Origin of the sequence: Pseudomonas sp. P97.38, from assembly GCF_001269745.1 — a bacterium.
Taxonomy (GTDB): Bacteria; Pseudomonadota; Gammaproteobacteria; order Pseudomonadales; family Pseudomonadaceae; genus Aquipseudomonas; species Aquipseudomonas chlororaphis_E.
In genome coordinates this window covers 115,611-142,587 of the sequence record NZ_LHVJ01000012.1, presented here as the reverse complement: position 1 = coordinate 142,587, position 26,977 = coordinate 115,611, and the positions used below count along the sequence as shown (strand labels likewise).

Annotated in this window: 16 protein-coding genes; 12 read left to right on the top strand and 4 right to left on the bottom strand. The window is 54.5% G+C overall.

The window, feature by feature from the left end; translation table 11 throughout:
- Positions 1–4 precede the first annotated feature (4 nt).
- From zorA1 to AD664_RS07605, 12 genes are all read left to right on the top strand, one after another.
- Positions 5–2,197 carry a type I Zorya anti-phage system protein ZorA1 gene (gene zorA1 / locus AD664_RS07660; RefSeq protein ID WP_053145675.1) on the top strand — a complete coding sequence of 731 codons (2,193 nt, stop codon included), beginning with the start codon at positions 5–7 and terminating at the stop codon, positions 2,195–2,197.
- Between the two features lie 13 nt (positions 2,198–2,210).
- Positions 2,211–2,954 (top strand): type I Zorya anti-phage system protein ZorB1, encoded by a 744-nt coding sequence (zorB1, locus tag AD664_RS07655; RefSeq protein WP_053145673.1) that lies wholly within the window; start codon positions 2,211–2,213, stop codon positions 2,952–2,954.
- Positions 2,951–4,579, top strand: a complete 1,629-nt coding sequence (zorC, locus tag AD664_RS07650; protein ID WP_053145671.1) for a type I Zorya anti-phage system protein ZorC — start codon at positions 2,951–2,953, stop codon at positions 4,577–4,579. The genes zorB1 and zorC overlap by 4 nt, the downstream gene beginning before the upstream one ends.
- Positions 4,579–7,827: a type I Zorya anti-phage system protein ZorD gene (gene zorD / locus AD664_RS07645; RefSeq protein ID WP_053145669.1), complete on the top strand. Its 3,249-nt coding sequence runs from the start codon at positions 4,579–4,581 to the stop codon at positions 7,825–7,827. Before zorC ends, zorD begins: the two co-directional genes overlap by 1 nt.
- Before the next feature lie 270 nt (positions 7,828–8,097).
- Positions 8,098–9,507, top strand: a complete 1,410-nt coding sequence (locus AD664_RS07640) for a DUF262 domain-containing protein (protein WP_053145667.1) — start codon at positions 8,098–8,100, stop codon at positions 9,505–9,507.
- Complete coding sequence (locus tag AD664_RS07635; protein WP_053145665.1) at positions 9,500–11,473, top strand: DUF262 domain-containing protein; 1,974 nt, start codon at positions 9,500–9,502, stop codon at positions 11,471–11,473. Before AD664_RS07640 ends, AD664_RS07635 begins: the two co-directional genes overlap by 8 nt.
- A 786-nt stretch (positions 11,474–12,259) precedes the next feature.
- Positions 12,260–13,324, top strand: coding sequence for a hypothetical protein (locus tag AD664_RS07630; protein WP_053145664.1), 1,065 nt, complete (start codon positions 12,260–12,262; stop codon positions 13,322–13,324).
- 467 nt (positions 13,325–13,791) lie between these two features.
- Positions 13,792–15,276, top strand: coding sequence for a sigma-54-dependent Fis family transcriptional regulator (locus tag AD664_RS07625; RefSeq protein ID WP_053145662.1), 1,485 nt, complete (start codon positions 13,792–13,794; stop codon positions 15,274–15,276).
- Positions 15,277–15,325: 49 nt separating this feature from the next.
- Positions 15,326–18,715: a DEAD/DEAH box helicase family protein gene (locus AD664_RS07620; protein ID WP_053145660.1), complete on the top strand. Its 3,390-nt coding sequence runs from the start codon at positions 15,326–15,328 to the stop codon at positions 18,713–18,715.
- A 2-nt stretch (positions 18,716–18,717) separates the two neighbouring features.
- Entirely contained in the window at positions 18,718–20,568 is a 1,851-nt protein-coding gene (gene rmuC, locus AD664_RS07615) for a DNA recombination protein RmuC (protein WP_053145658.1), read from the top strand.
- Positions 20,568–22,172: a class I SAM-dependent DNA methyltransferase gene (locus tag AD664_RS07610; RefSeq protein ID WP_053145656.1), complete on the top strand. Its 1,605-nt coding sequence runs from the start codon at positions 20,568–20,570 to the stop codon at positions 22,170–22,172. The genes rmuC and AD664_RS07610 overlap by 1 nt, the downstream gene beginning before the upstream one ends.
- On the top strand, positions 22,169–23,320 hold the full coding sequence (locus tag AD664_RS07605) for a restriction endonuclease subunit S (RefSeq protein ID WP_083454158.1): 1,152 nt from the start codon (positions 22,169–22,171) through the stop codon (positions 23,318–23,320). The genes AD664_RS07610 and AD664_RS07605 overlap by 4 nt, the downstream gene beginning before the upstream one ends.
- A gap of 245 nt (positions 23,321–23,565) precedes the next feature.
- On the opposite strand, the gene AD664_RS07600 is transcribed toward AD664_RS07605, so the two are convergent.
- Genes AD664_RS07600 through AD664_RS07585 form a run of 4 tightly spaced genes read right to left on the bottom strand, consistent with a single transcriptional unit; the run spans position 23,566 to position 26,560 of the window.
- A complete protein-coding gene (locus AD664_RS07600) occupies positions 23,566–23,862 on the bottom strand; it encodes a hypothetical protein (RefSeq protein ID WP_053145652.1) in 297 nt (98 codons plus the stop codon).
- A complete protein-coding gene (locus tag AD664_RS07595) occupies positions 23,859–24,839 on the bottom strand; it encodes an integrase domain-containing protein (RefSeq protein WP_053145733.1) in 981 nt (326 codons plus the stop codon). The genes AD664_RS07600 and AD664_RS07595 overlap by 4 nt, the downstream gene beginning before the upstream one ends.
- Positions 24,817–25,176 carry a hypothetical protein gene (locus AD664_RS07590; RefSeq protein ID WP_053145649.1) on the bottom strand — a complete coding sequence of 120 codons (360 nt, stop codon included), beginning with the start codon at positions 25,174–25,176 and terminating at the stop codon, positions 24,817–24,819. Before AD664_RS07590 ends, AD664_RS07595 begins: the two co-directional genes overlap by 23 nt.
- Complete coding sequence (locus tag AD664_RS07585; RefSeq protein WP_053145647.1) at positions 25,160–26,560, bottom strand: YfjI family protein; 1,401 nt, start codon at positions 26,558–26,560, stop codon at positions 25,160–25,162. The genes AD664_RS07590 and AD664_RS07585 overlap by 17 nt, the downstream gene beginning before the upstream one ends.
- Positions 26,561–26,977 lie beyond the last annotated feature (417 nt).

Below are 26,977 nucleotides of genomic sequence, written 5' to 3'. Positions count from 1 at the left end.
AAGTATGGATTTTTCGACGCTGTTGCATCTATGGGGTGCAGCAAGCTCCGAGCAGCTGATCGCGCCAATAACGGTAGTTGGCTTCGTTTTCATTTTGTGCGCTTGGTACTTTGTCCGTTATTTTTGTCCATCCTTCAAACTTAGCAGTCAGCTGAAAAAACTGACTAAACGTGTGCACGGTGTGAAAGCGCTCGCCCCGTCTCAACGGCGCTCTGAATTGGAGCAACTGTTCAATGGAAGCAAGCTGGAGCACTCTTGGCACGAATACGCTGAAACGCTGCACGACCAGTTTGAGTTTCAAGAAGGCGAACAGGTTCTTGTCCGGTCGCGCGCCACCGCCGGAGCCGCGCATTTTTTCTCACCTCAAAGCGTGGTTGATACCCCACTGGGAACCGAGTTTTATAAACACCTGCCTGGTATTTTGACCGGCATCGGTATTGTCGGAACCTTCTTCGGCTTGATGCTAGGCCTACAGCATTTTGATCCAAGCACCCCTGAGCAGGTAAATGCCAGCGTCGATAAGCTGCTCAAGGACGTGTTGTTTGCGTTCATCGGCTCCTTTATTTCAATTATGGCCTCTATAGCCGTCACGATTACTGAAAAGTGGCGTCTGGGCCAATGCTACAGGCTCCTTGAAGCGTTCAACGAAACCATCGACGGGCTTTTCGACAGCGGTGTCGGTGAGGAATATCTAGCGGAGCTTGTGCGCTCGAGTGCTGAAAGCTCCGTGCAAACCCGTCAGCTCAAGGACAGCCTGGTAACCGATCTGCGGGAAATGCTGCAGAACCTCGTTGATACCCAAGTCCGCGAAAGCCTCAAATTAGCGGATACCTTGTCAACGACTTACCGTGACTCTGGGCAGTTGTTGGCCGATCAGGTAAGCAGTGCGATTGAGAACAGTCTCAAATCCCCCCTTGAAGCTATCGCGGGTGCGGTTCAGGCCGCCAGTGGCGACCAGTCAGGGCAAGTACAGAACCTTCTTCAGGATGTTCTAGTTGCCTTCATGAACAAGCTGGAAGGTACGTTCGGCCAACAGTTCAACGGTCTACACGAACTGATGGGTCAGTCCGTTGCCGCCATGCAGTCGATGCAGCAAGGCTTTTCGACGCTGATCCAAGATATGCGTTCGGCTAGCGAGTCCTCGACCCAAAACAGCTCGACTATGATCGCTCAGTTACTCTCCGATATGCAGGCCGGACAGAACGCCATGCAGGCGGGGATGAACGAGATGCTCGCCAATCTCCAGGCTTCGGTTGCCCGTATCGGCAACGAAGGGGAGGGGGCAGGTGCTCGAATGGCCGAGCAGTTGGAGAAGTTGTTTGCTCAAAGCGAGGCTCGCCAACAGGCAATGGCTGAGAATCTCCAGGCTTTTGTTGAGTCGATCAAGCAGAACATCGGCCAAGGTCAACAGGAAACCATGGCGAAAATTGCGGGCTCCGTTGAGGTGCTGGGTGAGCAACTCTCGGCAGTCTTCAAGCAATTGGAGCACGGCCAGCAGCAGATGGATCAAACCACCCGCGCTGCACAGGCTGACCTGCATCAAGGCACCCGTGACTTGGTGGGCGGTCTTGACGAACAGGTCAAGGCGTTGCTGCAAACAGTGTCAGAGCAACAGAAATCTGCACAGGACACCGTTAAGGCATTGAGTGCCCAAACAGAGCAACATTTGCAGAGCATGCAGCTAGGCGCAGACAAGATGCGGGCGGCGGCTGAGCGGTTTGAAACGGCCGGACAAAGCGTTGCGCGTGCCAGTGAGTCGACTGCGGGGCTGATGGGCACAGTCCAGGGTGCAGGTACTGAGCTTGCACAGGCATCACGTGAGTTGAACACCGTGGTTGCGGACTATCGAAACAATCGTGAAGCGCTGGCGAAAACTCTCGCGGTCATCGAAGGGGTTGTCGCAAGCGCACAAGGGGAGGCCAGCGGCCGCAGCCAGTATCTCCAGGACCTGAAGATTCAAAGCGAGCGAATGCAGGCGCTTAACCGTGAAGTTTATGAATACCTGGAAAACATCAGTGGTGTGCTGGGTAACGGCTTTAAAGAGTTCGGTGATGGCATGGATCGGTCCTTGAGACAAACGCTGGGTAGTCTGGATGCCGAGCTCGATAAAGCAGTCAAGAGCCTCGCTGGCGGTGTAGAAGGGGTCAAGGAAAGTCTCGAAGACTTCGGCGACATCATGGAACGAATCAGGCAGTAACGGAGGCTAGTCGATGTTTGGTAAGCAAATGCCTTCGGTTGTCCGTTCAAAAGACGAGGGAGAGAAGCCGTTCTGGATCTCCTTCGCTGATTTGATGACTGCGATGATGATTCTATTTCTCGTGGTCATGGTGGCGGCATTGAGTTCTGTGACGCAGCGTATTAACCAAGCGGAGCAAGGAGAGAAGCAACGTAATAGGGACATCAGTCAGATCTGCGAGCACCTGAGCCTTAAGGCGAAGACTGCCAGTAAAACCATCGTTGTGGACTGTAAGGACAACCGGATTAGCTTCGGCGATGCTGGCCGATTTGGGCATAACCAGTACGCGCTGAGCAACGATGGCCAGTCGGCACTTCAGGAGGTTGTGCCGATGATTCTGGACGCGGCTAACAGTGAAGAAGGCCGAAAATGGTTCAAACAGGTTGTGATCGAGGGATCGACAGACACCGACGGCTCTTATCTTTATAACCTGCACCTTTCACTGCAGCGTTCAGAGTGGGTGATGTGTAGTCTGCTCGATAGCCGCAGCCCGCTCCAAGTCGGATTGTCGGCGGAGCACCAACAGCAAATCAGATCGATTTTCCTGGCGGGCGGTGTGTCTTTCAATAATGCAAAGGACACTAAGGAAGAAAGCCGGCGAGTGGAGTTGCGCATGCAGTTCTTTGGCTCGAAGGAAAAGGAAGACAACCTCAAGCCAGAGGTTCCGGTTTTCAACAACACTGATATGGAAAAGTGTCAGTTGGCGATGAACCGATGACCAGCCCAATCGCGAGGCTTTCCGCCGCTATCAACCTGAGTCTTTCCGCGCATCGAACGGGGCCGGCGCCTGAACCGTTGGCGCGATTCCCCCGTCTGGGTGCTGCGGGAATTGATCTTTACGAAAGATTCGAGCGCGCTGAAAAGGCTTTGCCGCCACCTCAGGAAAAGCGCCGCGCTGCGATAAGCAAATTCCGCAATGTACTCCCACTCAACGCCTCAGAATGGCGCTTGGTTTTCGCCGGCCTCTCGGACAAGAGTGAGCGAGTCGGGCCGATACTGGACGATGACCAGCTCTTTGACCGAGTGCACAAAGAAATCTATCACCGTATCGAAAAACGAAAGCTTAGCCGCCGCGATTGGTTGGCGCTGTGCTTTAGCTACTTTGGGTACGAGGCCGCCACGCCTGATCAGAACGCCAATTGGTGTGTGTTGCGGGCAGACGTTCAGCTCGGCTTCGATTGCGTCAGAGGTCAGCAAAAACGCGAGAAGGAATGGGTTCACATCGTCCAGCAGCATCAGGAGCTTTTCTCCGAGCAGGCAGGTGCCAGGCTGGGTGACCAGATGTTCAAGGGAGAGATCAGCGACCTTTCGGCATTGCAGACGATTGCGCAGATCCCTGACAGCAGTTGGCTGTGGCGAAGGATCTTTAACGTACTTATCTCTCGTATTTTTATGTTGGATGACGCCGAGTTTTCTCAGCGCTTAGCCGACCTTGTCGACATCGGCCGGCAGCATCCGCGGTACATGAACGACATTCTGAGTGCATGCCTGTCGCGTTATCACTTGGCAGCGTATCGAGAGAAACCGTCGTCGCTGCTCAAACAGGTCGCCCTCGACAACTGGGGCAGCCCTCAGATCCGTTCCAGACAAAACAGCTGGCTGCAGTACGTTGAAAAAGATGTCTGTGCAATGGTCGTTGCGTGGTTCGCGAAGGAAGATCTTGAGCACTTCTTCAACCTGTTGAAGGGAGACTCCGAGGTTGATCAGTCGCGTCTGTATTACTGGTTAAGATTTGCCAACCAAATGAGCTACACCCGAATCGTCATGGGTTCGGATGCCTGGCATGACAGTGGGCGGGACTTCGTCCATTTTCGTGAGAAGAACAAAGGGCGCTTGAGCAAGCTGGTAGGCGGTCCTGGGCACAACAATGCTGTGGTGATGCAGCTTGGGGGCTACTTTTTCGTGGAGTTTTCGGGAACGGGTAATGCCTGCTTTGTGTACAAGGCGGAGGATTCGCCGTTTAACCCAGACAAGTCCCAGCTTGAACTCACCAAAGAACTTAAGCAGCGCCATCGAACAATAGAGTGGATGCCCCATTCACCTGCGCCTGGCCGTCCGGACCGCATCGAGGGTTGGCTGAGCAAGTTCGATGACAAGCTCGAAAAATTGGGCATACGCATTCAAAGTCAGGCCGGAGCTCCAGGTTCAGCCAAACCATTGCCTTTTGAAGACCAAGTCCGTAACGCCCTGAAGTCGGTCAAACACAAAGTCTACGACCAGCGCGCGCGCGGCGGTGCGTTTCAGGTCCAGCTTGATGACAACGATCAAGCCGCCGTTGCTGCGCTCCAACGCCTAGGCTTCAAACCCGTCAATCAACAGCCACTCCGGTTCTGGAGGCAGTAATGCTCAAGCGTTTCCTCAAAGGCATTGGCCTGCATCCGAATTCGCCGGTAGAAAATACTGAGCCTGTTTTTTCCATCGAGGAGCAGGGCATTTGCTATCCCTTGAGCTTGGCGGATAACGCAGAGTCCTGGCCGCTGGCGAGCTATCTGGATCAGCTGGAAGAAGAGGAGTTCGTCTCCCAACTCAGCGATCGCTGGCTGCTGACGTGGGATGAGCTATATCGGCTTCTAGATGAGCCAGAGCACTTAACAAGTCTGCCGCTATTGGGGTTACCGCCACAGACAACTCTCATCCCTCAACTGAGCAGCCAGGGCAGTCTTGCCTCCGACGACTTCAAAGTCTCCGTCAGTGGATGGCGTGACCCGCAGTCCAATGCAAATGTGCAGGTACAGCGTACGGGGGCCATCGTCCAGTACTACGAAACAATGGAAATTCTGTCTGAGTCATCGTGGAAACTGACCGGTGCGGTACGGCAACTTTATCTGGATCAGCAAAATGAACCGGGTGAAGTAACTAACCAGATTGGCTGGGCTAGCATCAGGAAGTTGGCGCGTAAGGCTGGTGCCGGTATGGATGGCTTCTTGGATAAGACCGTCGTTATCAAACCTGAAAGCTTGCGACTCAACCCGCGAAAATCGACAGTAGGTAATACGCCTGTTATCGAGCTGGAACCAAGCTTCGAAGGCCAGCCGGCAAACTGGCTTGAAAGTTTCGACGGTGCCAATCAGGTTCAGGATCGATATCGGGTGACTGGTGATGATGGATCGCTGACACACGTCCTGATTGATCCCGAAGTCAAATCTGTATTGGACTACGTGCGCTCGTTGCCCGGGCGTCGGGTCGCTGGCGACGATGCTCTTTCTTTCGTCCGCAACCCTTACAGCGCACTCGGCGAAAGTGCCGCGCAAGTGTTGGATGCCGAGACTTATGAAGACGACCTGGCCGAGGCTGGGATTTTCTTTCATCGCTTTCATCTGGAGCCCAAACTGGATGAAGCGGGACAGCGCATCGAGCAGGTAAATCTTACGCTCGAACCGATCTCGCCAACGCCGCAAGCGCCCATCGAAGTTGAATTCAAAGCGGCCTATGAGCTCGCGCCGTTCGTGCATGAACTGCAACTGAAGTTGGCCGCTGGAATGCCAGCTGGTTTCTGGCAGGGCTATGAGCTGGAACTCAGCGATTTTGATTTGCGCCAGTTGGCAGGTATCAGCGACCTGCTTAAGCGTTGGCAAAACGAAGCGGCCGGTATTGAGTTCGACTCAGTCCTGGACCTGTCTCTTTACGGCGACCGTGTGACTGGCATCGGGGAAGCGGAAAGTATTACTTCGCCTTTCCTCGTCAAAGAGGCGACCGAGAACTGGTTGCCGAAGGATGTGGCGGCACTGGGCATTGACGCAGAAATCCTTGGGCGTTGGGATCCTTCCGACCGAGCTCAATTTGAAGCGTTTGAGCAGCGACTGGACGAAGCTCGCGCTGCTGGTGATGAAACGGTCTGTTTGCCAGAGTCCGAAACACCGCTCTCGATTGCCGCTGCCGAGCAACTTTTTGATGCCTGGTCAAAGAAGATCGCCCCTGTCGAGACCTGCCTGGTCCAGCCGCTGGAAAAGGTTGGCCGCGCCGTACTGCAAATCGGCCACAATATCGACGAGCCGACCTACGTTCAGATACGCCAGGCAGCATTACGCGGCGCTTTGGACGCAACGCCAGAGTTGCCCAGCTTGCTCAAGCCTGAGGTCGTGTTGCGCGAGCACCAGCTTCAAGGCGTCGCGTGGTTGCAGCATTTGTTCCGCTTGTCCCCCGCGGACGTGTCAGGTTGCTTGCTCGCTGATGACATGGGGCTTGGGAAAACGATCCAGTTGCTCACCTTCCTTGTCTGGTACCTGGAAAAATATCCACAAGACAAACCGACACTTATCGTCGCCCCAGTTTCGTTGCTTGATAACTGGGAGCGTGAGCTTCATCGGTTCTTCTTCGCTGATGCGCTACCAGTGTTGAAGCTGTATGGCTCAGCCTTGAGTGCAGTGAAGTTCAAGAAGGAAGAAATCCCTGCTGACTTGAAAGCAAAAGGCATCAAGAATTTGCTGCGCCCAGGTTGGATGGGCGGCGCCCGAATCGTCCTGACGACTTACGAGACACTTCGCGATCAGGAGTTTTCCCTGGCGCGCCAGCAGTGGTCAATCGTCGTGTGCGATGAAGCACAGAAGCTGAAGAACCCCGCGGCACTGGTGACTCAGGCGATTAAAGCCATTCCTGCGAGATTTCGAGTGGCGTGCACCGGTACGCCTGTCGAAAACACCCTGATAGATCTCTGGTGTCTCTTCGACTTCATTCAGCCAGGCTTTCTCGGTGGTTTAAACCAGTTCGGTCGCGAGTATCAGCGCCCAATCGAAGCCGCATTGGAGCGCGATACGGTTGCCCTGGAGCGCCTTAGAGGGCTCATCGATCCGCAGACTTTGCGGCGTACCAAGCAAGACATTGTCAAAGACCTGCCTGCCAAAATTGAAGACTCGGCGTGCCGTTCTTTGAGCATGCACGCCTTGCAGCGCAATCTGTACCTGTCGGAAATATCCGCCTACAGCCAGAAACAGCAGATCGAAGAACAGCTCGATCAAAAGACCTCCGGCATGCTCGGGTTGCTGCACAAGCTCAAGCTCATTTGTGCTCATCCTTACAGCGTTCAGCCAGACAAGCGATTGCGCGACAACTCGCCGAAGCTGCAATGGTTGATGCAGACCCTTGAGTCGATCAAAAGAGCTGGAAGTGGCGACAAGGTCATTGTCTTTACCGAGTTGCGTGATATTCAGCGGGAGTTGCAGCACTCGATCCAGGAGCATTTCGGGTTTCGGGCAACCGTCATCAACGGCGATACCAGTACCAGCAGCCAGAGTGCGAATAGCCGACAGCGGCTGATCGACCAATTCCAGGAGCTGCCGGGATTCGCAGTCATCATTCTGTCGACCATCGCTGTCGGGTTTGGGGTGAACGTGCAGGCAGCCAACCACGTCATTCACTTCACCCGTTGCTGGAACCCGGCCAAGGAAGATCAAGCAACTGACAGGGCTTATCGGATTGGGCAGGAGAAGGATGTTTATGTGTACTACCCGACGGTTCGTGATGCGCAGATGCCGACGTTCGAAGCGACACTCGATGAGTTGCTGAGTAAGCGGAGGGCGTTGGCGCGGGACATGTTGAGTGGGGCTTCGGATATTCAGGCTTCGGACTTTGAGGCGCTGCTGAAAACACGCTGAGCCCGACTTGCAGGAAAACGTTGCTTGGCGATATGTCAAATATAAGTACAGGTAAGTTCCTGCTCGGGTTTGCAAATAGGCAAAAACCAGCCAAGTGGCGCTTTCCTGGTACAACCTGTGAGCGGATTGCTTACCTGTGCACACGTCCAGTATTGGCGCCGAAAACTCAGCGGCTTACTGTGCGCAGCATCCGAGTCTGCCGCCCACCTTAACCCGCTCTCCTGAGCAAGGCATGATGCAAGAACTCCTAACCGGAAGAACCCGACTGCTATGACCAATCTGAGCACGGAAGCGATTCACCTGCCGCAACCCACTGAACTATCCAGCAAGATCGTCAGTGTCTATGAACTGCTTATGGATTCTGCGCTGGATGTTCCCCAGTACCAGCGTCCCTACAAGTGGACCGGGAAGAATATCAACCAACTGTTCTCCGATATCGCCATCCACAAGGACAAGTCCGCCTACCGCTTGGGCACTATCGTTTTTCATCAAGAGGGTGGGACAAGGAACATCGTCGACGGCCAGCAGCGGACTGTCAGCCTGCTGCTGGCGGCCCGTGCGTTGATTCAGCGTAACAAAGAAAAAAAGCTCGAACGCAAAGACCTGCAAGAGCGCCTGCTTAAACTTGAGCAAGCGATGGTGAACCCAAGCTTTAGCAGCGAGATCTCGCAGAAGAATATCCACAGCAATTACCTTGAGGTGGCCCGCATCGTTTCCCGTGCGGACTTCACCGAGGTGCATATCGACTTCTTCCTGAACAAGTGCCAGGTCGTGGCCGTGGCCTTGAACGATGTGTCGGAAGCCTTCCAATTCTTCGACTCGCAGAATGCGCGGGGCCGGGACCTGGAGCCCCATGATTTGCTCAAGGCTTATCATCTGCGTGAGTTCGGCCCGCATGACGAGCCATTGAAGGCGGCAACTGTAGCGCGTTGGGAGAACAGCGACTCCAAGGAGTTGGCCACACTGTTCTCCCAGTACCTGTACCGCATCCGCAACTGGTCGAAAGGGGTTTCGGCTCGTTACTTCAGCAAAGATGACAGCGACTTGTTCAAGGGCGTGAACATCGACACGGTGGCGAGCTATCCCTATGTGGAGCAACTGCGCATCGCCCACCATTTTGTCGATAACTACAACGGGCAGTACGAGCGCAAGATCGACTCGCGCGAGCTCGGTTTTCCCTTCCATCTGGACCAGCTCATCATCAATGGTCGGCGCTTTTTTGAGCTGATCAGCCACTACCAGAGCAAAGTGGCGCGGATCAGCGCCGAGTCCTGGAACGGGCATGAACTGGTGGGGGCTGAAGGGCTCGATGGCTATGCGAAAACTATCATGGATACTCTCAAGACTTACCCGGCAAGAACCCGAACCGGCGATTGTTATGTACGGGCGATGTTCGATTGCCTGTTGATCTATTACATCGACAAGTTTGGTCACGCGGATATCTCCCGCGCCATCGAAAAGGTTTTCGTCTGGGCCTATAGCCTGCGTCTGAAGATGCAGGTAGTGCAGCTCGCAAGCATGGATAACCACGTGCTGGAGAACAATCTGTTCAGGCTGATCAAGGACGCCACACGTCCTGCCGACTTTATCAACTGCAGCCTGGCGGTGATGAGCGGTACGAAGTCAACCAGGACCGGTGAGATCGAGGCTCTGTTCAAGGCGATGAAATATTATGAGTAATGAAATCAGCCAGCTTTCCATCAAGGCGCTGTTGAGCGGTAGCGTTGAGTATGTTATCCCGATGTATCAGCGTAATTACGCCTGGGAGGAGGGTGAGATCACTCAGCTGATTCAGGACGTGATCGACTACCTGCCATTGACCTCTGATAAAGCGCGCAATTACTACATTGGCACTCTGGTGGTGTATGAGCGCCCGGATAGCAAAACCCCGGTGTTTGAAACCATTGACGGCCAACAGCGGCTGACGACCCTGTCGTTGTTGACGTCGTATCTGAAAAACACCCGGTTGGTGGATCTCGCCTGGTATTCGACTTTGAGCATTCACTTTGACAGCCGCGAACATTCGCGCGCGACCTTTGCGGCCATTTTCGAGGGGAAGTTCAACGACGATCCTGCCGAGGTATTGGTCGAGAGGCAGATCAATATCGGCATCCTCAATGGCTATCGGCTGATCCAGAAAATATTGCCTCAGAAACTGAAGGAGAAGGGGATTTCGCCTCAGCAATTCGCCGACTACTTGTTTGACTTCGTACAAATCATGCGGGTTAAGGTGCCGGCTGATACGGACCTGAACCATTACTTCGAGATTATGAACAACCGCGGTGAGCAGCTGGAAAAGCACGAAGTGCTGAAGGCGCGGATGATGGAGAAGTTGCAGGGCTGCGAGCGGAGTCAGAGTTGCTTGCACGCAGTGTGGGAAGCCTGTGCCAACATGGAGCGCTATGTGCAAATGGGCTTCACGCCTGGTCAGCGTGGCAGCATTTTTGGCGAAAAGAGCTGGGGACGGTTTGAACTCGCTGACTTCGATTCGCTTCGGGCTGCGTTGCACAGTACGCAAGAGGTGGCTGCCCAGCAGGACACTCGCTTGACCCTTGACCAGATCATTGCCGAGGCACCGGTCGCTGCGAAGCAGGGTGAGCCAAGTGAGGACTCGCCAGAGCGTTTCAACACGATTATCAACTTCCCGAACTTCCTGTTGCATGTGCTGCGCGTCGATATCCAAGGGGACATCCCTCTGGATGACAAGCGCCTGCTCGACACCTTTGAAGAGTACGTATTAAAACAACCCGACCCAGTGGCCGCGGTAAAGCGTTTTACCTTCAGCCTGCTGCGCTGCAAGTATCTGTTTGACCAGTATGTAATCAAGCGCGAGTTCATCAAGGGCGCTGATGGCTGGAGCCTCAAACGCTTCAAGTGGAATGAGGGCGGTGAGCGCAGCCGCGCTGGTCGAGGAAGTTATGTGAATACCTTCGGCGAAGAGGACGGTAATGAAGGCATCAACCGTCGCATTCTGATGCTGCTGTCGGCATTTCATGTTTCTACGCCAACGCTGGTCTACAAACACTGGCTGAATGCGGCGCTGCATCACCTGTTTCATGCTGATCAGATTGACCCTCAAGCTTATCTTCAGCAAATGGAGTCGGTCGCCAAGGCGTTTGTCTTTGACCGTTTTCTCGCTCCAGAGGCAGGCCTGGATTACTACGCGATCATCTATCAGAACAAGGGTGGATGTCAGACACGTCGCGAAAGCATTACGGCGGAGAAATTTGAGTCCAGATTGACGTTTGGCAACATCGAAAACAACCTGGTGTTCAACTTTCTGGACTACCTGCTTTGGCTTGAGCACGGCGCAAGCGAGCCGGTTAAATCCTATGAATTCACCTTCCGTAGTTCGGTAGAGCATTACTACCCGCAGCATCCATTAGACGGACAAGTTCAGCTCGACGCTGGCACGCTGAATTCGTTCGGCAATCTCTGCCTGATCAACCATGACAAGAACTCCCGCCTGAGTAATTTCATGCCCGCGGCGAAGAAAGAGTTTTATAAGAACAACACCATCGACAGTGTTAAGCAGTATCTGATGATGGAAACAGAGCCTTGGGAAGCCGGCGCTATATGCACACATTCCAAGCACATGAATAACGTGTTGCTCAGGAGCCTCGCCAGTAAATACGAAACCGAGTAAACCCTGCAGGATGCATCTGGTTACTCAACAACCTCGCTCTGAACACCGCATCCGGAATGGCGCTCAGGCCCAGGATGCAGTTCTCAGCGAAAACTGTCGGCTCAACCGATCACGACACTCTCTGTCGCGAAGGCCCCTCATGCTTGTTTCATCAATAGGCAAAACGATGGCTTTCATCGACCCAAGCCACTGAGATCTGTAACTCCGAGAGTCCGCACCATGAAAGATCTGTTCGCAATTGTTGGCGTCATCGTCGTCGCGAAGAAAGGCTACGAGTTCTTCCGTGAATACATCGAGATGAAACAGGAGCTGGAAAAACGAGCGGCTGAATCGGCCTGACAACTGCAGCACTGTCGACCGCATTTTTTCCACCACCAGCGGGTTCTTCTCTAATGCCCTGGCCACCACATCCCTTCACATTCATCTGACGGCCAATCGCCTCGTCTCTGTCGAGTGTGCTGTATGGCACGATGCGAGACCCGCGGGTGCCAGCAATCGCTACTCAGATCTGCCATGAGTCGCAGTAATGCCGATACTTGTTGAGATCACAGGTCAGGATTGGGAATGAAATCCCCCAGCCTTCAGTGCAAAGCGGTCATGGCACTTTGCCTTGCCTGCTGGCATTCTCGCCAACAAATGGCGGGCGCAACCAGATACCTGAGCGTCCTGCTCTGTAGAAGGCTAAGGAGTACAGACAATGGATCGCGAAAAGCAAATCAGGGCAGCCCAACTGGCTATTCTGGCCCGCTATAACCTGCTGACAACTGTTCTGAGCTGGATGAGACTGTGCTTGAGCGCATTATCAAGAGGCTACCGAGTCTGGCTGACGAGGACGATCCGACCTTCGCAAGCTGGTGCGATCAAGTTATTGGTAAAGGCATCCGGTTGCCGATTGCCCGATTCGAATATCACGTCCCAGGGCAAACCCGACTCAGTAGCCTCACTGATGGTTATGACTTTGCGCAGGGCATTTTCGGTCGGGAGAAAGAGCAACAAGCCTCAGTCAGAACTTACCGGCGGGCAATAAAACGCTTGGAAGCTGAGTTGGCTGTCAAGTCCTCGACAGTAGAGAGCCCTACGACCAAGGAGCCGATAGTGGCTGATGACTTTTCAAGACGCCTGCGTGACTGGTATGGGGAAGCTAGCACCTCATTGCGTCATATCTTGTGGGGCATCAAGGAAGTGGAGGGGGTGTTTTTCAACCATCAAGGTCGAACTAATCGAGACTACCGATCACACCTGATAGACGTTATTTTACCAACATTGAATCGCCTAGAAGGGCTTGGATTCGGCGTTAAAGTGGAATTGCATGACGCGTCTCATGAGCTGCTGGCGGCCAGGAGCATCATCATCTACGAGAGCCAAGCGACGTTTGATGAGTACGGTCGCGAAGGTTTCGCTTTTGTTGTCGAAGACGTGCAAGCCGATATTCTCGACGTAGCTGAAAGCTGTTTGCTGGACCCGACAAGGTTAACGCTAACTGCCAGTGAGTCGAGACCGAAACTCAATTGCCAAGTGAATGTTTCGATGGGAGTTGGGCATCCTGTTGGCGAAGACGAGTTTTTTCACCTGTCCTGCTTTCTACAGAAGCTGTTTTCTGCACTGGCAAAGTCCAGCGATCATGTCGCACGTGGCATCCTTCGAGAAAAGGTGCTTCTGTGTCTGTTGCTGTCCTGGACTGCGCCCTGCATGCCTGCCAGAGAGCGGATGGAGCACAAGTGGCTGAGTGAGATCTTCTATCGAAATTTGACCCCTCACTACACCGCTAAACCACGAGCGGCTTCTGACCTTTCGGCAGGGCAGATTGTCGATCACCTGTTCTCTGTCATGCGGGAACATCTCAGTGCGTGATCTGACCCACCACTGGTTCAGCTGAGCGATGTTTTTCACTGCTGGTTAGTCAGCCGTTGAGGCTGCTGTCCGTCTTATCCAAATCCGTCGGGCGCGCTGCAGGATGTTTCCACATTGGGAGTCGCCACGGAGGTGCGTTAATTTCAATCGGTGTGGGCCAGCTTACACTTGCCTTTTCACCTGGAACCGCCCCAGGTAATGGCCTCTAGTCTAAGCGTTTTCAGTCTAGCGGTAAGGTGATCGGACGAGCATGCAGACTGCGATGGTTCATTGGTCCAGGTGTCAAATGGCCACTTTTTAAGTATAAAGACAACTGATTTAGCATTCGGCGGTGATAGCCGGCAGCAATACAAGTAGCCGCGCGATACCCTTGAGAGCAGTAGCTTGCGGAGATCGTGAATATCCCCGCCTTTCTTAATGCTGCATGCTGCGCTCTCGCTGGTTGCAGGACTTTTTGGAGGACAGGGATGGTAGCAAGTAAGCAAAAGGTCTTGGTCTGCTGGATTGGTGGCAATGACCTAAAGGCTGTGGCGGGTGGGGAGTTGGGGCCTATTCTGTCTACACTGCGTACCGCAGCCTTTGATGCGGTTGAGCTTCTTTGCTCCTACCCCACTGAGCGTGTTGATCCCTTCCTTGCCTGGCTTGGCGATCAGGTCGATGTCCCAGTCAATGCGCATTACGAGCATTTGTCCTCCCCCGTACATTTCGGTGAGATTTATCAGGCTGCCTACAGGCACTTGCAGCGCCTTACGGAAGCGGGTGTTCATCTATCAATATTGCTGAGCCCTGGCACACCTGCCATGCAGGCTGTATGGATTCTCCTGGGTAAAACCCGTTATCCGGCCGCTTTTTATCAGTCCTCGCTTGAGCAGGGTGTTCAGCAGGTAGATATCCCCTTTGAAATCGCTGTCGAGTATGTGCCTGCAGCCAATGCAATTAGCAGTATCAGGCTGGCAAAACTGGCTGACCAGGAAGTGCCTGTTGATGCCGCATTCGACAGCATCATTGCTCAGAGTGAACGGATGCTGGCGCTTAAGGCCCAAGCTCACATTCTTGCTGAAAAACGTGTGCCAGTACTCATCTATGGTGAAACCGGAACCGGCAAGGAGCTGTTTGCCAGGGCAATTCACAATGCGGGGCCGCGAGCAGCAGGCCCCTTCATTACAGTTAACTGCGGTGCTATACCGCCCGAATTGGTTGATTCGGTGTTATTCGGTCACAAAAAAGGTGCTTTCACCGGTGCTGTGGCAGATAGAGCAGGGGTATTTCAGCAGGCTCACGGTGGAACACTGTTCCTCGACGAATTTGGTGAGTTGAAGCCAGATGTGCAAGTCCGCTTGTTGCGGGTACTGCAAGAGGGAACCTTCACCCCTGTAGGTGGCAGTCAGGAGCAAGCAGTCGATGTGCGCTTGATTACAGCCACCCACCGAAACCTGATGGTGGAGGTAGCACTGGGACACTTCCGAGAGGATCTGTTCTATCGGGTGGCGGTTGGTGTTTTGCACTTGCCACCACTGCGAGAAAGGGAGGGAGATCTGTTGCTACTTGCCGATACGTTGCTTGCTGGCATCGGCAGCCAGGATGTCAGCCTCAAGCATAAGAAAATTTCTTCCGAAGCAAAGAATCTTATTCTCAGGCACTCTTGGCGTGGCAATGTTAGGGAGCTACAAGCCACTCTATTGCGTGCTGCACTCTGGTGTCAGGGCGAGCTCATTACCAAGGCCGATATAGATCAGGCCTTGTTCAAGGTACCGCAGCAGGACGCTGATGTAATGTCTATGGATGTATCTCAAGGCATTGATATACAAGAGATAATTTCTAGTGTTGCCAGTCATTACGTGCGTGGAGCACTGGCCGTTACGGGCCAGAACAAAACCCGGGCGGCCGCTCTCTTGGGCTTGAAAAGCCAACAGACGCTGAGCAACTGGATAGAAAAGTACGGGATTGAGTAGAACCTGGCACGGCCTTCGCTATATCACCGGTATGAACAGAATCGCATATATGAAATCAGTCAATTTCGAGTTCCTTCGTCCCGGCAACGAGTTGCTGGCCAATCTGGGTGGCTTGGCCGAGGCCGTACTTTTCATCGATCCGGGCAGTGCGCTAACGAGGCTACGCAGCTTCGCCGAAGAGATGACCAAATCCATCTACAAGGAGGAATTGCTGCCACGGCTGCCGCAGTCCAGTTTCTATGAGCTGGTCAAAAACCCGGTATTTGTAGATTGCGTCGATAAGTCGCTAGTCAATCAAATCAACTACCTGCGCATTCAAGGCAACGACGCTGCTCACGGCGCCGAGGGCGAGTTGCGCAACGCCCAATTGGCCTTGAACACCGCTCATCAGCTGGCCATGTACATGGCCATCAAGTATTACGGCAAACAAAAGGACGCCATAGCGGCCCTTATCGAGGTCAAGGATCCTACGGCCGCTCTCAATCAGCTGCAACAATCCGTCTCCAGCTACGAAAAAGAGCTTCAGAAGCAGCAGGAGGAACTGCAGCGGGTCATAGAGCAGTTAGAGTCCGCACGCACCAAGAACAGTGACAAGCTCGAACCGCCAGCCAGGCCCGACCAGCGCAAGCGCCAGCAGGAAAGCCAGCAGGTGGCCGACAGCTTGCAGTGGAGCGAAGCCAAAACTCGTGCCCTGCTGATCGATGCCATGCTTCTGCAAGCCGGTTGGGATATCCAAAACCCAGCGCAAGTCGGACATGAAGTGGAAGTGACCTTCCCAGACAACCCCTCCGGCAAGGGCAAGGCGGATTATGTTCTCTGGGGCGATAACGGACAGCCGTTGGCCGTTATCGAAGCCAAGAAGTCCGGTAACGTCAGCCTGCAGGCTGGCCGTGAGCAAGCGCGCCTGTATGCTGACGGCTTCGAATTGATGGGCTACCAGCGCCCGGTCATTTTCTACAGCAACGGCTACGAAACCTTCATCTGGGATGACCGTCAGTACAACACCTACCGCCCGGTCTACGGCTTCTACAGCAAGGACAGCCTGGACTACCTAATCTATCAGCGCCATTACCGTGCCGCTGAACCGGAGAAGTTCAACCCCGAGCTCAGCATTGCCGATCGCCCCTATCAGATTGAGGCGATCAAGACCGTGGCCGCGCACTTTCAGAAGCAGCGCCGCAAGGCACTGATCATTCAAGCCACAGGCACCGGAAAAACCCGTGTTGCCATCGCCTTGGGTGAACTGCTGCTGCGCACCGGATGGGCCAAACGCGTGCTGTTCTTGTGTGACCGCAAGGAGCTGCGTATTCAGGCTGACGAGGCCTTCAAACAGAACCTGCCCAGCGAACCGCGCTGCGTGATCGGGGAAACCAACAAGGTCGATCAGACCGCGCGTATCTACATCGCCACCTATCCGGGCATGATGAACCGCTTCACCCAGCTGGACGTGGGCTTTTTCGACCTCATCATCGCCGACGAGAGCCACCGTAGTATCTATAACAAGTACCGCGATCTGTTCGATTACTTCGATGCCCTGCAGGTGGGGCTGACCGCTACACCAGTGAAGTTTCTCAGCCGCAACACCTTCGACATTTTCGATTGCGAAACCACCGACCCGACCTTCGAGTTTGGTCTGGATGCCGCCACCAATAATGAGCCGCCCTACCTGGTACCTTTCCGGGTCAAGGACCTCACCACCGACTTCCTGCGTGATGGCATCCACTATAACGATCTGTCAGAGGAGCAGAAGCGTCAGCTGGAAGAGGACTTAGGGGAAGAAGAGGCCAAAAACACCACCATCGCAGGCAAGGACATCGGTCGCAAGATCTTCAGCGAAGACACTGATCGCATCATTCTGGAAAACCTGCTCAACAACGGCATCAAGGATGAAACCGGCTCTCTGGTTGGCAAAACCATCATTTTTGCCCAGCGCCAAGACCATGCGGAACACCTGGAAAAGCTGTTCTGCAAGCTGTACCCACAGTTCGGCACCAAGGTCTGCAAGGTCATCCACAATGCCATTCCCCATGTGGACAGCCTGATCAAGGAGTTCAAGAAGCCCGACAACGATTTCCGCATCGCCATCTCGGTGGACATGCTGGATACCGGCATCGACGTGCCCGAAGTGGTCAACCTGGTGTTTGCCAAACCGGTCAAGTCCTGGGTCAAGTTCTGGCAGATGATCGGCCGCGGTACCCGTCTGCGTCTGAACCTATTCGGCCCCGACAAAGATAAGACCGAGTTCTTTATCTTTGATCACTACGGCAACTTTGACTTCTTTGAACAGCAGTATCAGGAACCCGAGGACACCGGCGGAAAATCCCTGTTGCAGACTACCTTCGAGGCGCGTCTGGAGCTGGCGCAGGTGGCGCTGAAGCATAATCATGCCTCGGCCTTCGATGCCGCGATCGAGTTGCTGCGGGCGGATATCAACGATCTGCCTGATACCAGCGTTGCCGTCAGACGGGAGCTGCGGATAGTCCACCAGCTGCAGCAAACCAACCTGCTGCAGACACTGAATGCGAAAACCCAGCACCTGCTGGCCAACACCATCGCGCCACTGATGTCGGCTCGTGTGCTGCGAGACAAACATGCGACTGCACTGGACAAACTCATGGCTGGTATTGAGCGCAGCTTGGTAGAGCAGGCCAGTGGCTTCGAGGATGGACGTGATCAGCTGCTGGCCGAGCTGGACAAGCTCGCGGTCAACATTCAGGCCGTACGGCAGAAGGACGCGGTGATTGCCGAAGTACGCAGTGCTCACTTCTGGCAGCATTCGAGTATCGAAAAGTTGGAAAGCGCGCGCAAGGAGTTGCGCGGCATCATGAAGTATCGCCAAGCGGGTGGTGGGGGAGGAAGCTACGCCATGCCAGCCACCAGAGCCGGTGATACGGGCCTGCAGGTCAAGGAACGGGAGGTTACGTTCGCAGGTGCCAATGAGATGATGATTTATCGTCGGCGTTTCAAGGACATTCTCGCCGCGATGCTAGCGGCCAACCCGACACTGCAGAAAATCCACAAGGGCGAGCCGATTGCCGAGTCCGAGCTGAAAACTCTGACTTCCACCATCCTGACCAGTCATCCCGGCGTAAGCCTGGATCTGCTCAATGATTTCTATGGGCGTACAGCAGATCAGCTGCACCTGACAGTGCGTGAAATCATAGGTTTGGATCCTCAGGCGATCGAGCTGCACTTCCAGAGTTTTTTGCATGCTCATCCCGGCCTCACCGCCCAGCAGGTGCGCTTCATGAATCTGTTGAAAAACTACATCGCCCAACATGGCTCCATCGTAGTGGACAAGCTCTATGAGCCGCCGTTCGATAGCATCTCCCATGAGGGTATCGACGGCGTTTTTGCCCCTAGTGATGCAAACGAATTGATCTTGGTGCTTAAACCCTTCCTGCGGGCCTATGCCCCGCCTGCCAATCCACAGGAGTGACCATGCCAGCCAGTCAATGGACCCCCGACATCATAGCAATCTGTGTGATCGCAATGATTGCTAGCGCCACTATCGCCTATCTGCTCGCGGGCTTGCGGCAAGGGCGTAATGTGACCGAGCTCTCGGCCCGTTTTAAGCAGAGTCAGCAGGCGCTCGAGAAAGTTACTTCTGAGCAGCTTGAAACTCAAGCACAGCTCAAGGGGGCAGAGTTGCTTAATCACCAACAGCAGGTAGCGGAAAGTCGCGTGCAGGAGCAGCTAAGTTCTGCGAAGGCGACAGCAGATCGGTTATCTGCGGAGTTGATCGGCCGTACTGCAGATTTGGACGCATTGGCTCAGAAACTGGAACAAGCCATTCAGCAGCGTCATATGGCTGAAAAGCTAAATGAAAACGCGCAGGTCGATATTCGGGCTTTGAAAGAACAAGTATCGGAGCTGCGTGATCGCCTCGGGCAGGCTGAATCTGCGGTGCAGGAGGAGCGCAAGGCTGTCAGTGATCTGAAGGAAGAACTGGCACAGGAAGGTAAAAAAGCCAAGACCTTCGAAGCGGGCGAGAAAGAGGCGCGCGAGCAACTGCAGGAGCGAAAATCAGCACTGGGTGCTGCAGCTGAAAAACATGATGCGCTACAGGAACGTTTGACACAGCTCCATAGCCAGTACACCAAGCTCAATACAGAGTTGGACGAGCGCGATGCCAGCCATGTTCGTGAGGTAGCTAGCTTCGAACAGCAAAAAGCCAGTCTCGCGGAACAGTTCAAGCTGCTGTCCAATGAGATTCTGGAGGCCAAAGCCAAGTCATTGCAAGAAAGCAGCAAGCTCACCTTGAGCTCTGTAATGAGCCCCTTCCAGCAATCTATTGATAGCTTCAAGAAGGAGGTGCAAGAGATCCACCACCGCGAAACCACTCAGCAGGGCGAGCTACGCAAAGAACTTGAGTCTCTCAAGGTGCTCAATCAGCAAATCACCACCGAAGCACACGAGCTTTCCACTGCCTTGCGTGGCCAGAAAAAGCTGCAGGGTAATTGGGGCGAACTGATACTCGAGAACGTGCTGGATCGTTCCGGCCTAGTGTTGGGCAAGGACTATCAGCGAGAGGTGAGCTTCAAGACCGAAGAGGGAAACCAGCGGCCCGACGCTATCGTCTATTTGCCGCAGGGCAAGCATCTGATCATTGATGCCAAGGTCTCCCTCAACGCCTATACACGCTATGTCAATGCCTTGGACGAAGCCGAACGTGCCCTCGCCCTCAAAGAGCATGTGCACGCGGTGGGCAGTCGGATCAAGGAGCTGGCCGACCGTAACTACTATAAGCTGCCGGGCCTGAAGTCGCCGGACATGGTGTTCATGTTTATCCCCATTGAATCCGCCTTTGTGGAGGCATTAAAGGCCGACGAAGCCTTGTTCCAGCAAGCCATTGAAAACCATGTACTGGTAGCAACCCCGACCACCTTGCTGACTAGCCTAAATATCGTGCGGCAGTTGTGGCGCTACGAAGACCAGAACAAGCATACCGCAGCGTTGGCCAACAAAGCCGAGGCCGTATTCAATAAGCTCAACACCTTTCTGGGTAGCTTCGAGAGAATCAAGAAAGGTCTGGATACCGCGACAGAGGCCTACACCAAGGCCGAAGGGCAACTGGTCAGTGGCAAGGGCAACCTAGTCAAGCAGGTGGGTGAGTTCAAGAACCTTGCCCCGGCAATCAAGGCCGAGCTGCCCAGCTATTTTGCCGATAAAGCCGCGCTGGAGATCGACTTTATCCCAGTAGACCCAGCGCAAGGCGCCGACTGCAGTGGCACTGAATCTGAAGATGCCCTGATTGAAACCATTACTGAATTAGAAGTCGAGAACATCTGATGTTGACTGGCAAAATCCGTAACGATATCGACAAACTCTGGGAAAAGTTCTGGACGGGCGGTATCACCAACCCTCTGACCGTTATCGAGCAGATTAGCTACCTGATGTTTGCCCGTATGCTCGACATGCAGGAAGAAGTGGCCGAGCGCAAGGCCAACCGCAGCGGCAAGGGCTTCGATCGACTGTTTCCCAACACTCCTGAAGGGCAACTGCTGCGTTGGAAAAACTTCAAGAACCTCAGCGGCAAGGAGCTGCACAAGCACATCAAGCAGAGCGTCTATCCATACTTTTCCAAATTGGGGAAAAAGTCCGATTCCGCCGATGGGCTGGGCCAGGATGGCAGTGCACTGGAAGCGCTGGGTCATATCGGCGAATACATGCAGGACGCCGATCTGGAGATCAAGAACGAATCGGTGCTGGTCTCGGCTGTTGCCATGGTTGATGAGTTGCCCCTCACGCAAAGCGACGTCAAGGGAGACATCTATGAGTACCTGCTTAGTAAACTGAGCACCGCCGGCATCAACGGTCAGTTCCGTACACCCCGTCATATCATCGACGCCATGATCAAGATGATTGACCCGCAACCGACTGATGTGATCTGCGATCCGGCCTGCGGCACCGCCGGCTTTCTCGCACGCACCATGGAATACCTCAACCGGGTACATTCCAGTGAGGCCGGTATCTTCAAGGACGAAGACGGTAATGAGCACTACAGCGGCGACCTGCTCGAACCCTACCGCGATCACCTCAACAAGCAGATGTTCTGGGGCTTTGACTTTGACACCACCATGCTGCGGGTTTCCAGCATGAACATGATGCTGCACGGGGTAAACGGCGCCAACATCCTGTACCAGGACTGTTTGAGCAAGTCGATCAAGGAGCACTACCCACAGCAGGAAGAGAGCTTTTTCGATGTCATCCTCGCCAATCCGCCGTTCAAGGGCAGCTTGGATGTGAAAAACACCAATCCCGATGTGCTGGGGCTGGTACAAACCAAGAAAACAGAACTGCTTTTTGTCGCACACATCTTGCGCGCGCTCAAGCTTGGTGGTCGTGCTGCCGTGATCGTCCCGGATGGCGTGCTGTTTGGTTCAAGCAAGGCCCACCAGCAACTGCGCCAGGAGCTGATCGACAACAACCAGCTTGAAGGCATTATTAGTCTGCCCAGCGGTGTGTTCAAACCCTATGCCGGTGTCACCACTTCCATCCTGATGTTTACTAAGGGCGGCACAACTGAGCGGGTGTGGTTTTATGACTTGCAGGCGGATGGCTACTCGCTAGATGACAGACGCACCGAGCTGAGCGGTGAAGGCAGTAACGACCTGCCGGACGCCATCGCTAAATGGAAGCACTATCGTCAATTGGTAGAAGCCAATATCAGTGCAAGCACCATCAACACTGTTTTTGGTGATAAAACTAAAAGGGCTTTTGTCGTTGATGCCCAAGTCATTGCTTCAAAAAAATACGATCTATCTATCAACCGTTACAAAGAAATGGTGCGTCAGGAAGAGCAGTACGATGATCCAAAGGTGATCCTACATAAGCTCAAAGCGCTGGAAAGCGAAATTATGACGGGTTTGAATGAGCTGGGGGGGATGCTGTGAGTTGGGTAAGTGTAAAGCTTAAGGATTGCTGTGAAGTGGTTGGAGGAGCTACGCCTAAGCGAGACATACCGAAATACTGGGCCTCGCCAGATTTTCCTTGGATTACACCGAAGGACGTTTCCAATCTAGATGGCCCGATCCTTGAAGATGCTCCTGAGTATATTTCGGAAGCGGGATATGAAAATAGTGCTACCCGTATGCTTCCTAAGGGAAGTGTATTAGTTACCTCTCGTGCGCCGATAGGAAATATCGCGATTGCTGGAAGAGATATGTGCACTAATCAAGGGTTTAAGAGCTTGATTCCAGGCCCTGATGTTGACGGCCTTTACCTGTATTACTGCATGAAAGCGAATTCGGAAAGATTAAAGACCCTTGGTAATGGGGCGACCTTCAAAGAAGTATCAAAGAAAATCGTGGAGGACTTTGAAATCCCCCTCCCCCCTTTATCCGAACAAAAACGTATTGCCGCCATCCTCGACAAAGCCGATGCCATCCGCCGCAAGCGCCAGCAAGCCATCCACCTCACGAACGAATTTCTCCGCGCCGTGTTTCTGGATATGTTTGGTGATCCAGTGACTAATCTGAATGGGTGGGAGGTAAAAAAAATCGGGGATGTATGCGGTTATATTGTTCCAGGTCGTGACAAGCCTAAATCTTTTACCGGTAGTGTGCCATGGATAACTACTAGTGAGATATCTCACTTGGGTGTAACTTTAAAGTCAGCGCAATTTATGGGGCTGACAGAAGGTGAGATATCCGAGGTGCGCGCCAGGGTAGTGCCTAAGAACTCAGTGGTCATGACTTGCGTTGGCGATCTTGGAGTGGTCTCCGTCGCTGGCGAGGATATGGTTGTCAATCAACAGCTGCATGCCTTCTTACCTTCTGAGAGTGTGGTGCCTGCTTTCATTATGTATGCATTGTCATTTCAAAAAGACTACATGGTAAAGATGGCGTCTAATACAACTGTTCCATACATGAATAAAACGGTATGTAATAGTGTTCCGGTTATATTGCCAGCTTATTCTCTTCAAAAGAAATTTGGTGAGTTGGTTGTTCGAGTAATGGGTGTAAAAGCTGCATTCACTAAATTTTCTGGTGAGCCTATGTTTGAAGCGCTCAGCAAGAAAGCGTTTTCCGGCCAGCTCTAAAAGAGCTTTCACATGGCGTCGCAGAAATACTCTCTCAACCAGCACACGATCGAAACCCTGTTCAAATGGGGCAAGCCGGTGAGATCGCTATCCCGGAAATCCAGCGTCCATTTGTATGTGTTACTACTAGGGTACGCGACCTGATGAACGGCCTGTATTAGGGGCTCCCTGTGGCGATATGCCGCGGTGAGACTCGAGGATGGTTTCCTGGTAGAAGACAAGACGGTGTTGATCGGTTTACGGCGCTACCCACCACTATTCGAGCGACTGATCAGCAATTGCCGGCCGTTCCCTAATCGCTTCCAGACCAATAGAGCTGTGAGCCGATAGTAATACCGGGTGGCGTCGGAATGGTCTTTCAGGTGCTGAGTGAGAAACCAGCGCACATGCTTGAGGTGCCAGGTCCAGGGATTATCTCGCTGCCATCGCTGTTGAATGGCCGCTTGCATGACCCGGGCTTGCCATAGGTGGCGTTGCTGAGTGGCCTTTGAGCCGGTCAGTACGCCGCTCAGGAAGAGTGCCATATCGAACGGCTTGCTCACGCTCGACCTCCAATGTAGGCCGAAACCACATCGACTCGGTCATGCCCGAGCTCCACGCTGATCTGTTGCCGCGCCTGTCGATCAAGGTTGCGGTCAATGCGATAGCAGTGGCCACCATTGATCGGGGCCGCATGCTCCGTTAGCTGCTCGTAACGCTCGCAGGCGTAGGCTGCGCGCAGTTCATGAAAACCCTTCAGCCCGTGTTCATGCAGCACTTCGCGGGCGGGGAGTACGGTCTGTTGCAGGAACGCGGCGTAGCTTTCGTCTCGGGCCAGCAAGTTGCGGCTGCCGGTTGGCGATGCCTTACGCGCAAACTGCAGTGCCGCCTTCACCGCTTCATTGGCCACGACCCATCGCGGCGCTGATGCGCCTGAACGGCTGCCTTTGGTGCCGTCTTGGATGTTGATGCGGCCGAGGCGCTCGGCCTCGCGGTGCAAACGTGGCAGGTCAGCCAGGATTGTTTCGCGCAGGCGCATGCCGGTTGCTCGGGCCAACAGGACAATCGCGGCCACCCGCTCGTGTTGCTGTTCACCCAGCGCCTCAAGCACTCGCCGCACCTGTTGGTGGTCTTGGCCATCCGGCGCGCGGGTGCGTACGGCCGAGCGCTTTTGTCCCAGTGCCTGACTCGGGCTGGCGATCCTGACGTCCTGATCACCGCGCAGCGCGGCGAGGGTGCGGTTAACGCTGCTCAGGCGGTTCTGCGCGGTCGCGATGCAGAGTTCACCTTGCTGGATTTGCTGGCGCAGATACGCGGCGTAGTCCTGCAGCGTCTGTCGTTCGATCTGGCGCGCATCGTTGTAACCAGGACCGTCCTCTGACCGACACCAACGTACGAACGCTTGCCAGCGATCACTATGCGCTTTGACCGTGGCGAAGTGGCCGCCGGCAAACAGATCCTTGAGCGCTTGTGGGCCGGCGTAGCTCAGCTGGCGACCATAGCCAAAGTTGCGACCATCACGCCGACCGACCAGTGCCATCGTCATCACCGTTTTCGTTTGTTTGTAGAAAGAGCAGCAGGGCTTTCCAGTGGGGGCTGAGCCTGTCCACCTGCTGCCAGTGTGTCGGGCGGATCAGGAGGGCGTTCTCCTGGTGTTCCAGCAGTGCCCCTTCCTCACGCAGTTGCTCGATCAGCAGGGCGATGTCGGCGGGGGCAAGTGGTGGTGTGGCTACAGTGGCGACAGTGGCGACAACCCGTGTCATTCCTGGCCTGGCGTGTGGCGACAAGGTGACGACAGAAGCGGCGACACGCCGTGTTTCTGATTGCGATTGATGTTGCGCCTGGTAGCAGCGCACCGCGTCATTGAGGCGAAACATGGCGGACCTCGAACGTTTTGGCATCGCGACTGTTCAGCCAGTTATGCGTGATCAGCTCGACGAGCAGTGTGGCGGTGTGATGGCTGCTCTTGCGGGCAAAGCGAGGGCCGTTGCGATTGAGGTCGCGGATGGTGAATTGGGTCCAGCCTTTTTGCGTCAGCCAGCGCAGCAGTCGATCCGCTTCCTCACGTAAAGTGTTGATTGGCTCTTGTTCGGTCAGGCGTTGGATCTCCGCCAGGTAGTAATCCATCAGTGTTGAGGCGCGTTGAATATGGGCCTCACTCACTACATTCGCATCTTCAATTACCGCGAGCACACCGGCGATGCGCAGCACATTGGCCGCCGCTTTTCCTGCGACGGATTGGACTGCTGCCAGCTCACCGAACTCGCCAGACTGGCATTCGATGGTGTCGTGAATATCAATCCAGGCAGTGCGAGCGCTGGGCGTCAGTTCCAGCCTGGCGGGCTTAAGTGAACCGTCTTTGTACAGCGACAGTGGCTTATCCAGCAGGGCGGTGATGCGCGTTTGGTAGCGCTGGACTTTGGCATCTCGCGTCAGGTCTACTGCCTTGTACAAGCGCTGACCGACCAGACGTTCGGGCCAGCTGATCAGGCAGCGGCCCAGGATGCCTTGGCCTTTGATCACCGAGTCTTTGAGTAGCTGGTTGGCCAGGTAAGGCTGCAACATCAAATGCAGGCTGAGGCGGCGGTCGTAGGCGCGCAGGCTTTCTCCGGCCATAGAGCGCGCCCGGTCGATCGGACTGCCATCCCACAGTGTCGACAAGGTGGTAATCGCCTTAAGCAGGTTCTCTTTGCTCATGGTGCTGCTGCCCAAGAACTGGCCACCTTCATCATTGAACAAGCCCATGCTGGGCAAGCCATGGCACAGGCTTTTGATCAACGCTTCGATGGTGGGCTCGGTAATGATCAGTCTCGGCGGTACCGGCTCGGATAGCTCACCGCCTTCCGCCTCCGCGCGTTTCTTTGCGGTTTTGGTTTTGGTCATGATGTTGCTGGCGGCACGATAGGCTATGAGCTTTTCCGCATACAGGGTCCACTGCTGTCGTTCCCAGTCGCGCGCCGCCTTCAGTGCCAGGTGATCCACCGCGCTTTTTCGATCACCCGAGGACGCCACCGTCAGTAGGTAGAGGGACAACGGATAGGTTCGGCCGTCGAGGTGGACATTGGCATGACCCTGACTCACTAGGGCAGCGCTGGCCAGCACCGATTGTGCAGCCATGGCGCAGGGCACGCCGATCACCTCGGCCAGTCGTTCAACCGCAGGGCCCAACAGATTCCCGAGTGCTTCGACCGGGTAGGGCAGTGGCGACTGCTGGTATTCCAGCAAGGGTTGTGGTGGCTTGAACGCTTCGCACGGTTGCATCGCTATTCTCCTGAGGTTATCGACTTCGTCCTCACTCATCCCGCCACGGTTGTTGAGTGTTATCAGGGATCAAGGCCCCTGCGACCTGTGAGGGTTGTCCACTAACGCGGGACTGGCGGCTCCTTACGACCGGGAGCTTGGGCATCTCATGATCTGGCCTCCTGAGCACCGATAGCGGTGGGCGGGTGGAGGCTGCGCTGGCTGACAAGACCAATGCCACGAGATCCTGAGTCGGGTGAAGGCAGTGATGCGATGACCGGGGCATGCCTGACTGTCAGTCAGGTGCAGTCCATTCCTTGGGCTGCGGCACCATCATCTGCATCGCTGTTGCTGGTGACTTTTCGGTGTTTGTCACGCCGATTGTCACTAGGGGGAATGCCGCAAAGCCCTGTACGAGTTGGGCTGCAGCAGCGGTAG

What these genes read in the sequence shown, in the direction of transcription:
- zorA1 (WP_053145675.1), top strand. Translation starts at nt 5, where the DNA reads ATGGATTTTTCGACGCTGTTGCATCTATGGGGTGCAGCAAGCTCCGAG.
- zorB1 (WP_053145673.1), top strand. Translation starts at nt 2,211, where the DNA reads ATGTTTGGTAAGCAAATGCCTTCGGTTGTCCGTTCAAAAGACGAGGGA.
- zorC (WP_053145671.1), top strand. Translation starts at nt 2,951, where the DNA reads ATGACCAGCCCAATCGCGAGGCTTTCCGCCGCTATCAACCTGAGTCTT.
- zorD (WP_053145669.1), top strand. Translation starts at nt 4,579, where the DNA reads ATGCTCAAGCGTTTCCTCAAAGGCATTGGCCTGCATCCGAATTCGCCG.
- AD664_RS07640 (WP_053145667.1), top strand. Translation starts at nt 8,098, where the DNA reads ATGACCAATCTGAGCACGGAAGCGATTCACCTGCCGCAACCCACTGAA.
- AD664_RS07635 (WP_053145665.1), top strand. Translation starts at nt 9,500, where the DNA reads ATGAGTAATGAAATCAGCCAGCTTTCCATCAAGGCGCTGTTGAGCGGT.
- AD664_RS07625 (WP_053145662.1), top strand. Translation starts at nt 13,792, where the DNA reads ATGGTAGCAAGTAAGCAAAAGGTCTTGGTCTGCTGGATTGGTGGCAAT.
- AD664_RS07620 (WP_053145660.1), top strand. Translation starts at nt 15,326, where the DNA reads ATGAAATCAGTCAATTTCGAGTTCCTTCGTCCCGGCAACGAGTTGCTG.
- rmuC (WP_053145658.1), top strand. Translation starts at nt 18,718, where the DNA reads ATGCCAGCCAGTCAATGGACCCCCGACATCATAGCAATCTGTGTGATC.
- AD664_RS07610 (WP_053145656.1), top strand. Translation starts at nt 20,568, where the DNA reads ATGTTGACTGGCAAAATCCGTAACGATATCGACAAACTCTGGGAAAAG.
- AD664_RS07595 (WP_053145733.1), bottom strand. Translation starts at nt 24,839, where the DNA reads ATGGCACTGGTCGGTCGGCGTGATGGTCGCAACTTTGGCTATGGTCGC.
- AD664_RS07590 (WP_053145649.1), bottom strand. Translation starts at nt 25,176, where the DNA reads ATGTTTCGCCTCAATGACGCGGTGCGCTGCTACCAGGCGCAACATCAA.
- AD664_RS07585 (WP_053145647.1), bottom strand. Translation starts at nt 26,560, where the DNA reads ATGCAACCGTGCGAAGCGTTCAAGCCACCACAACCCTTGCTGGAATAC.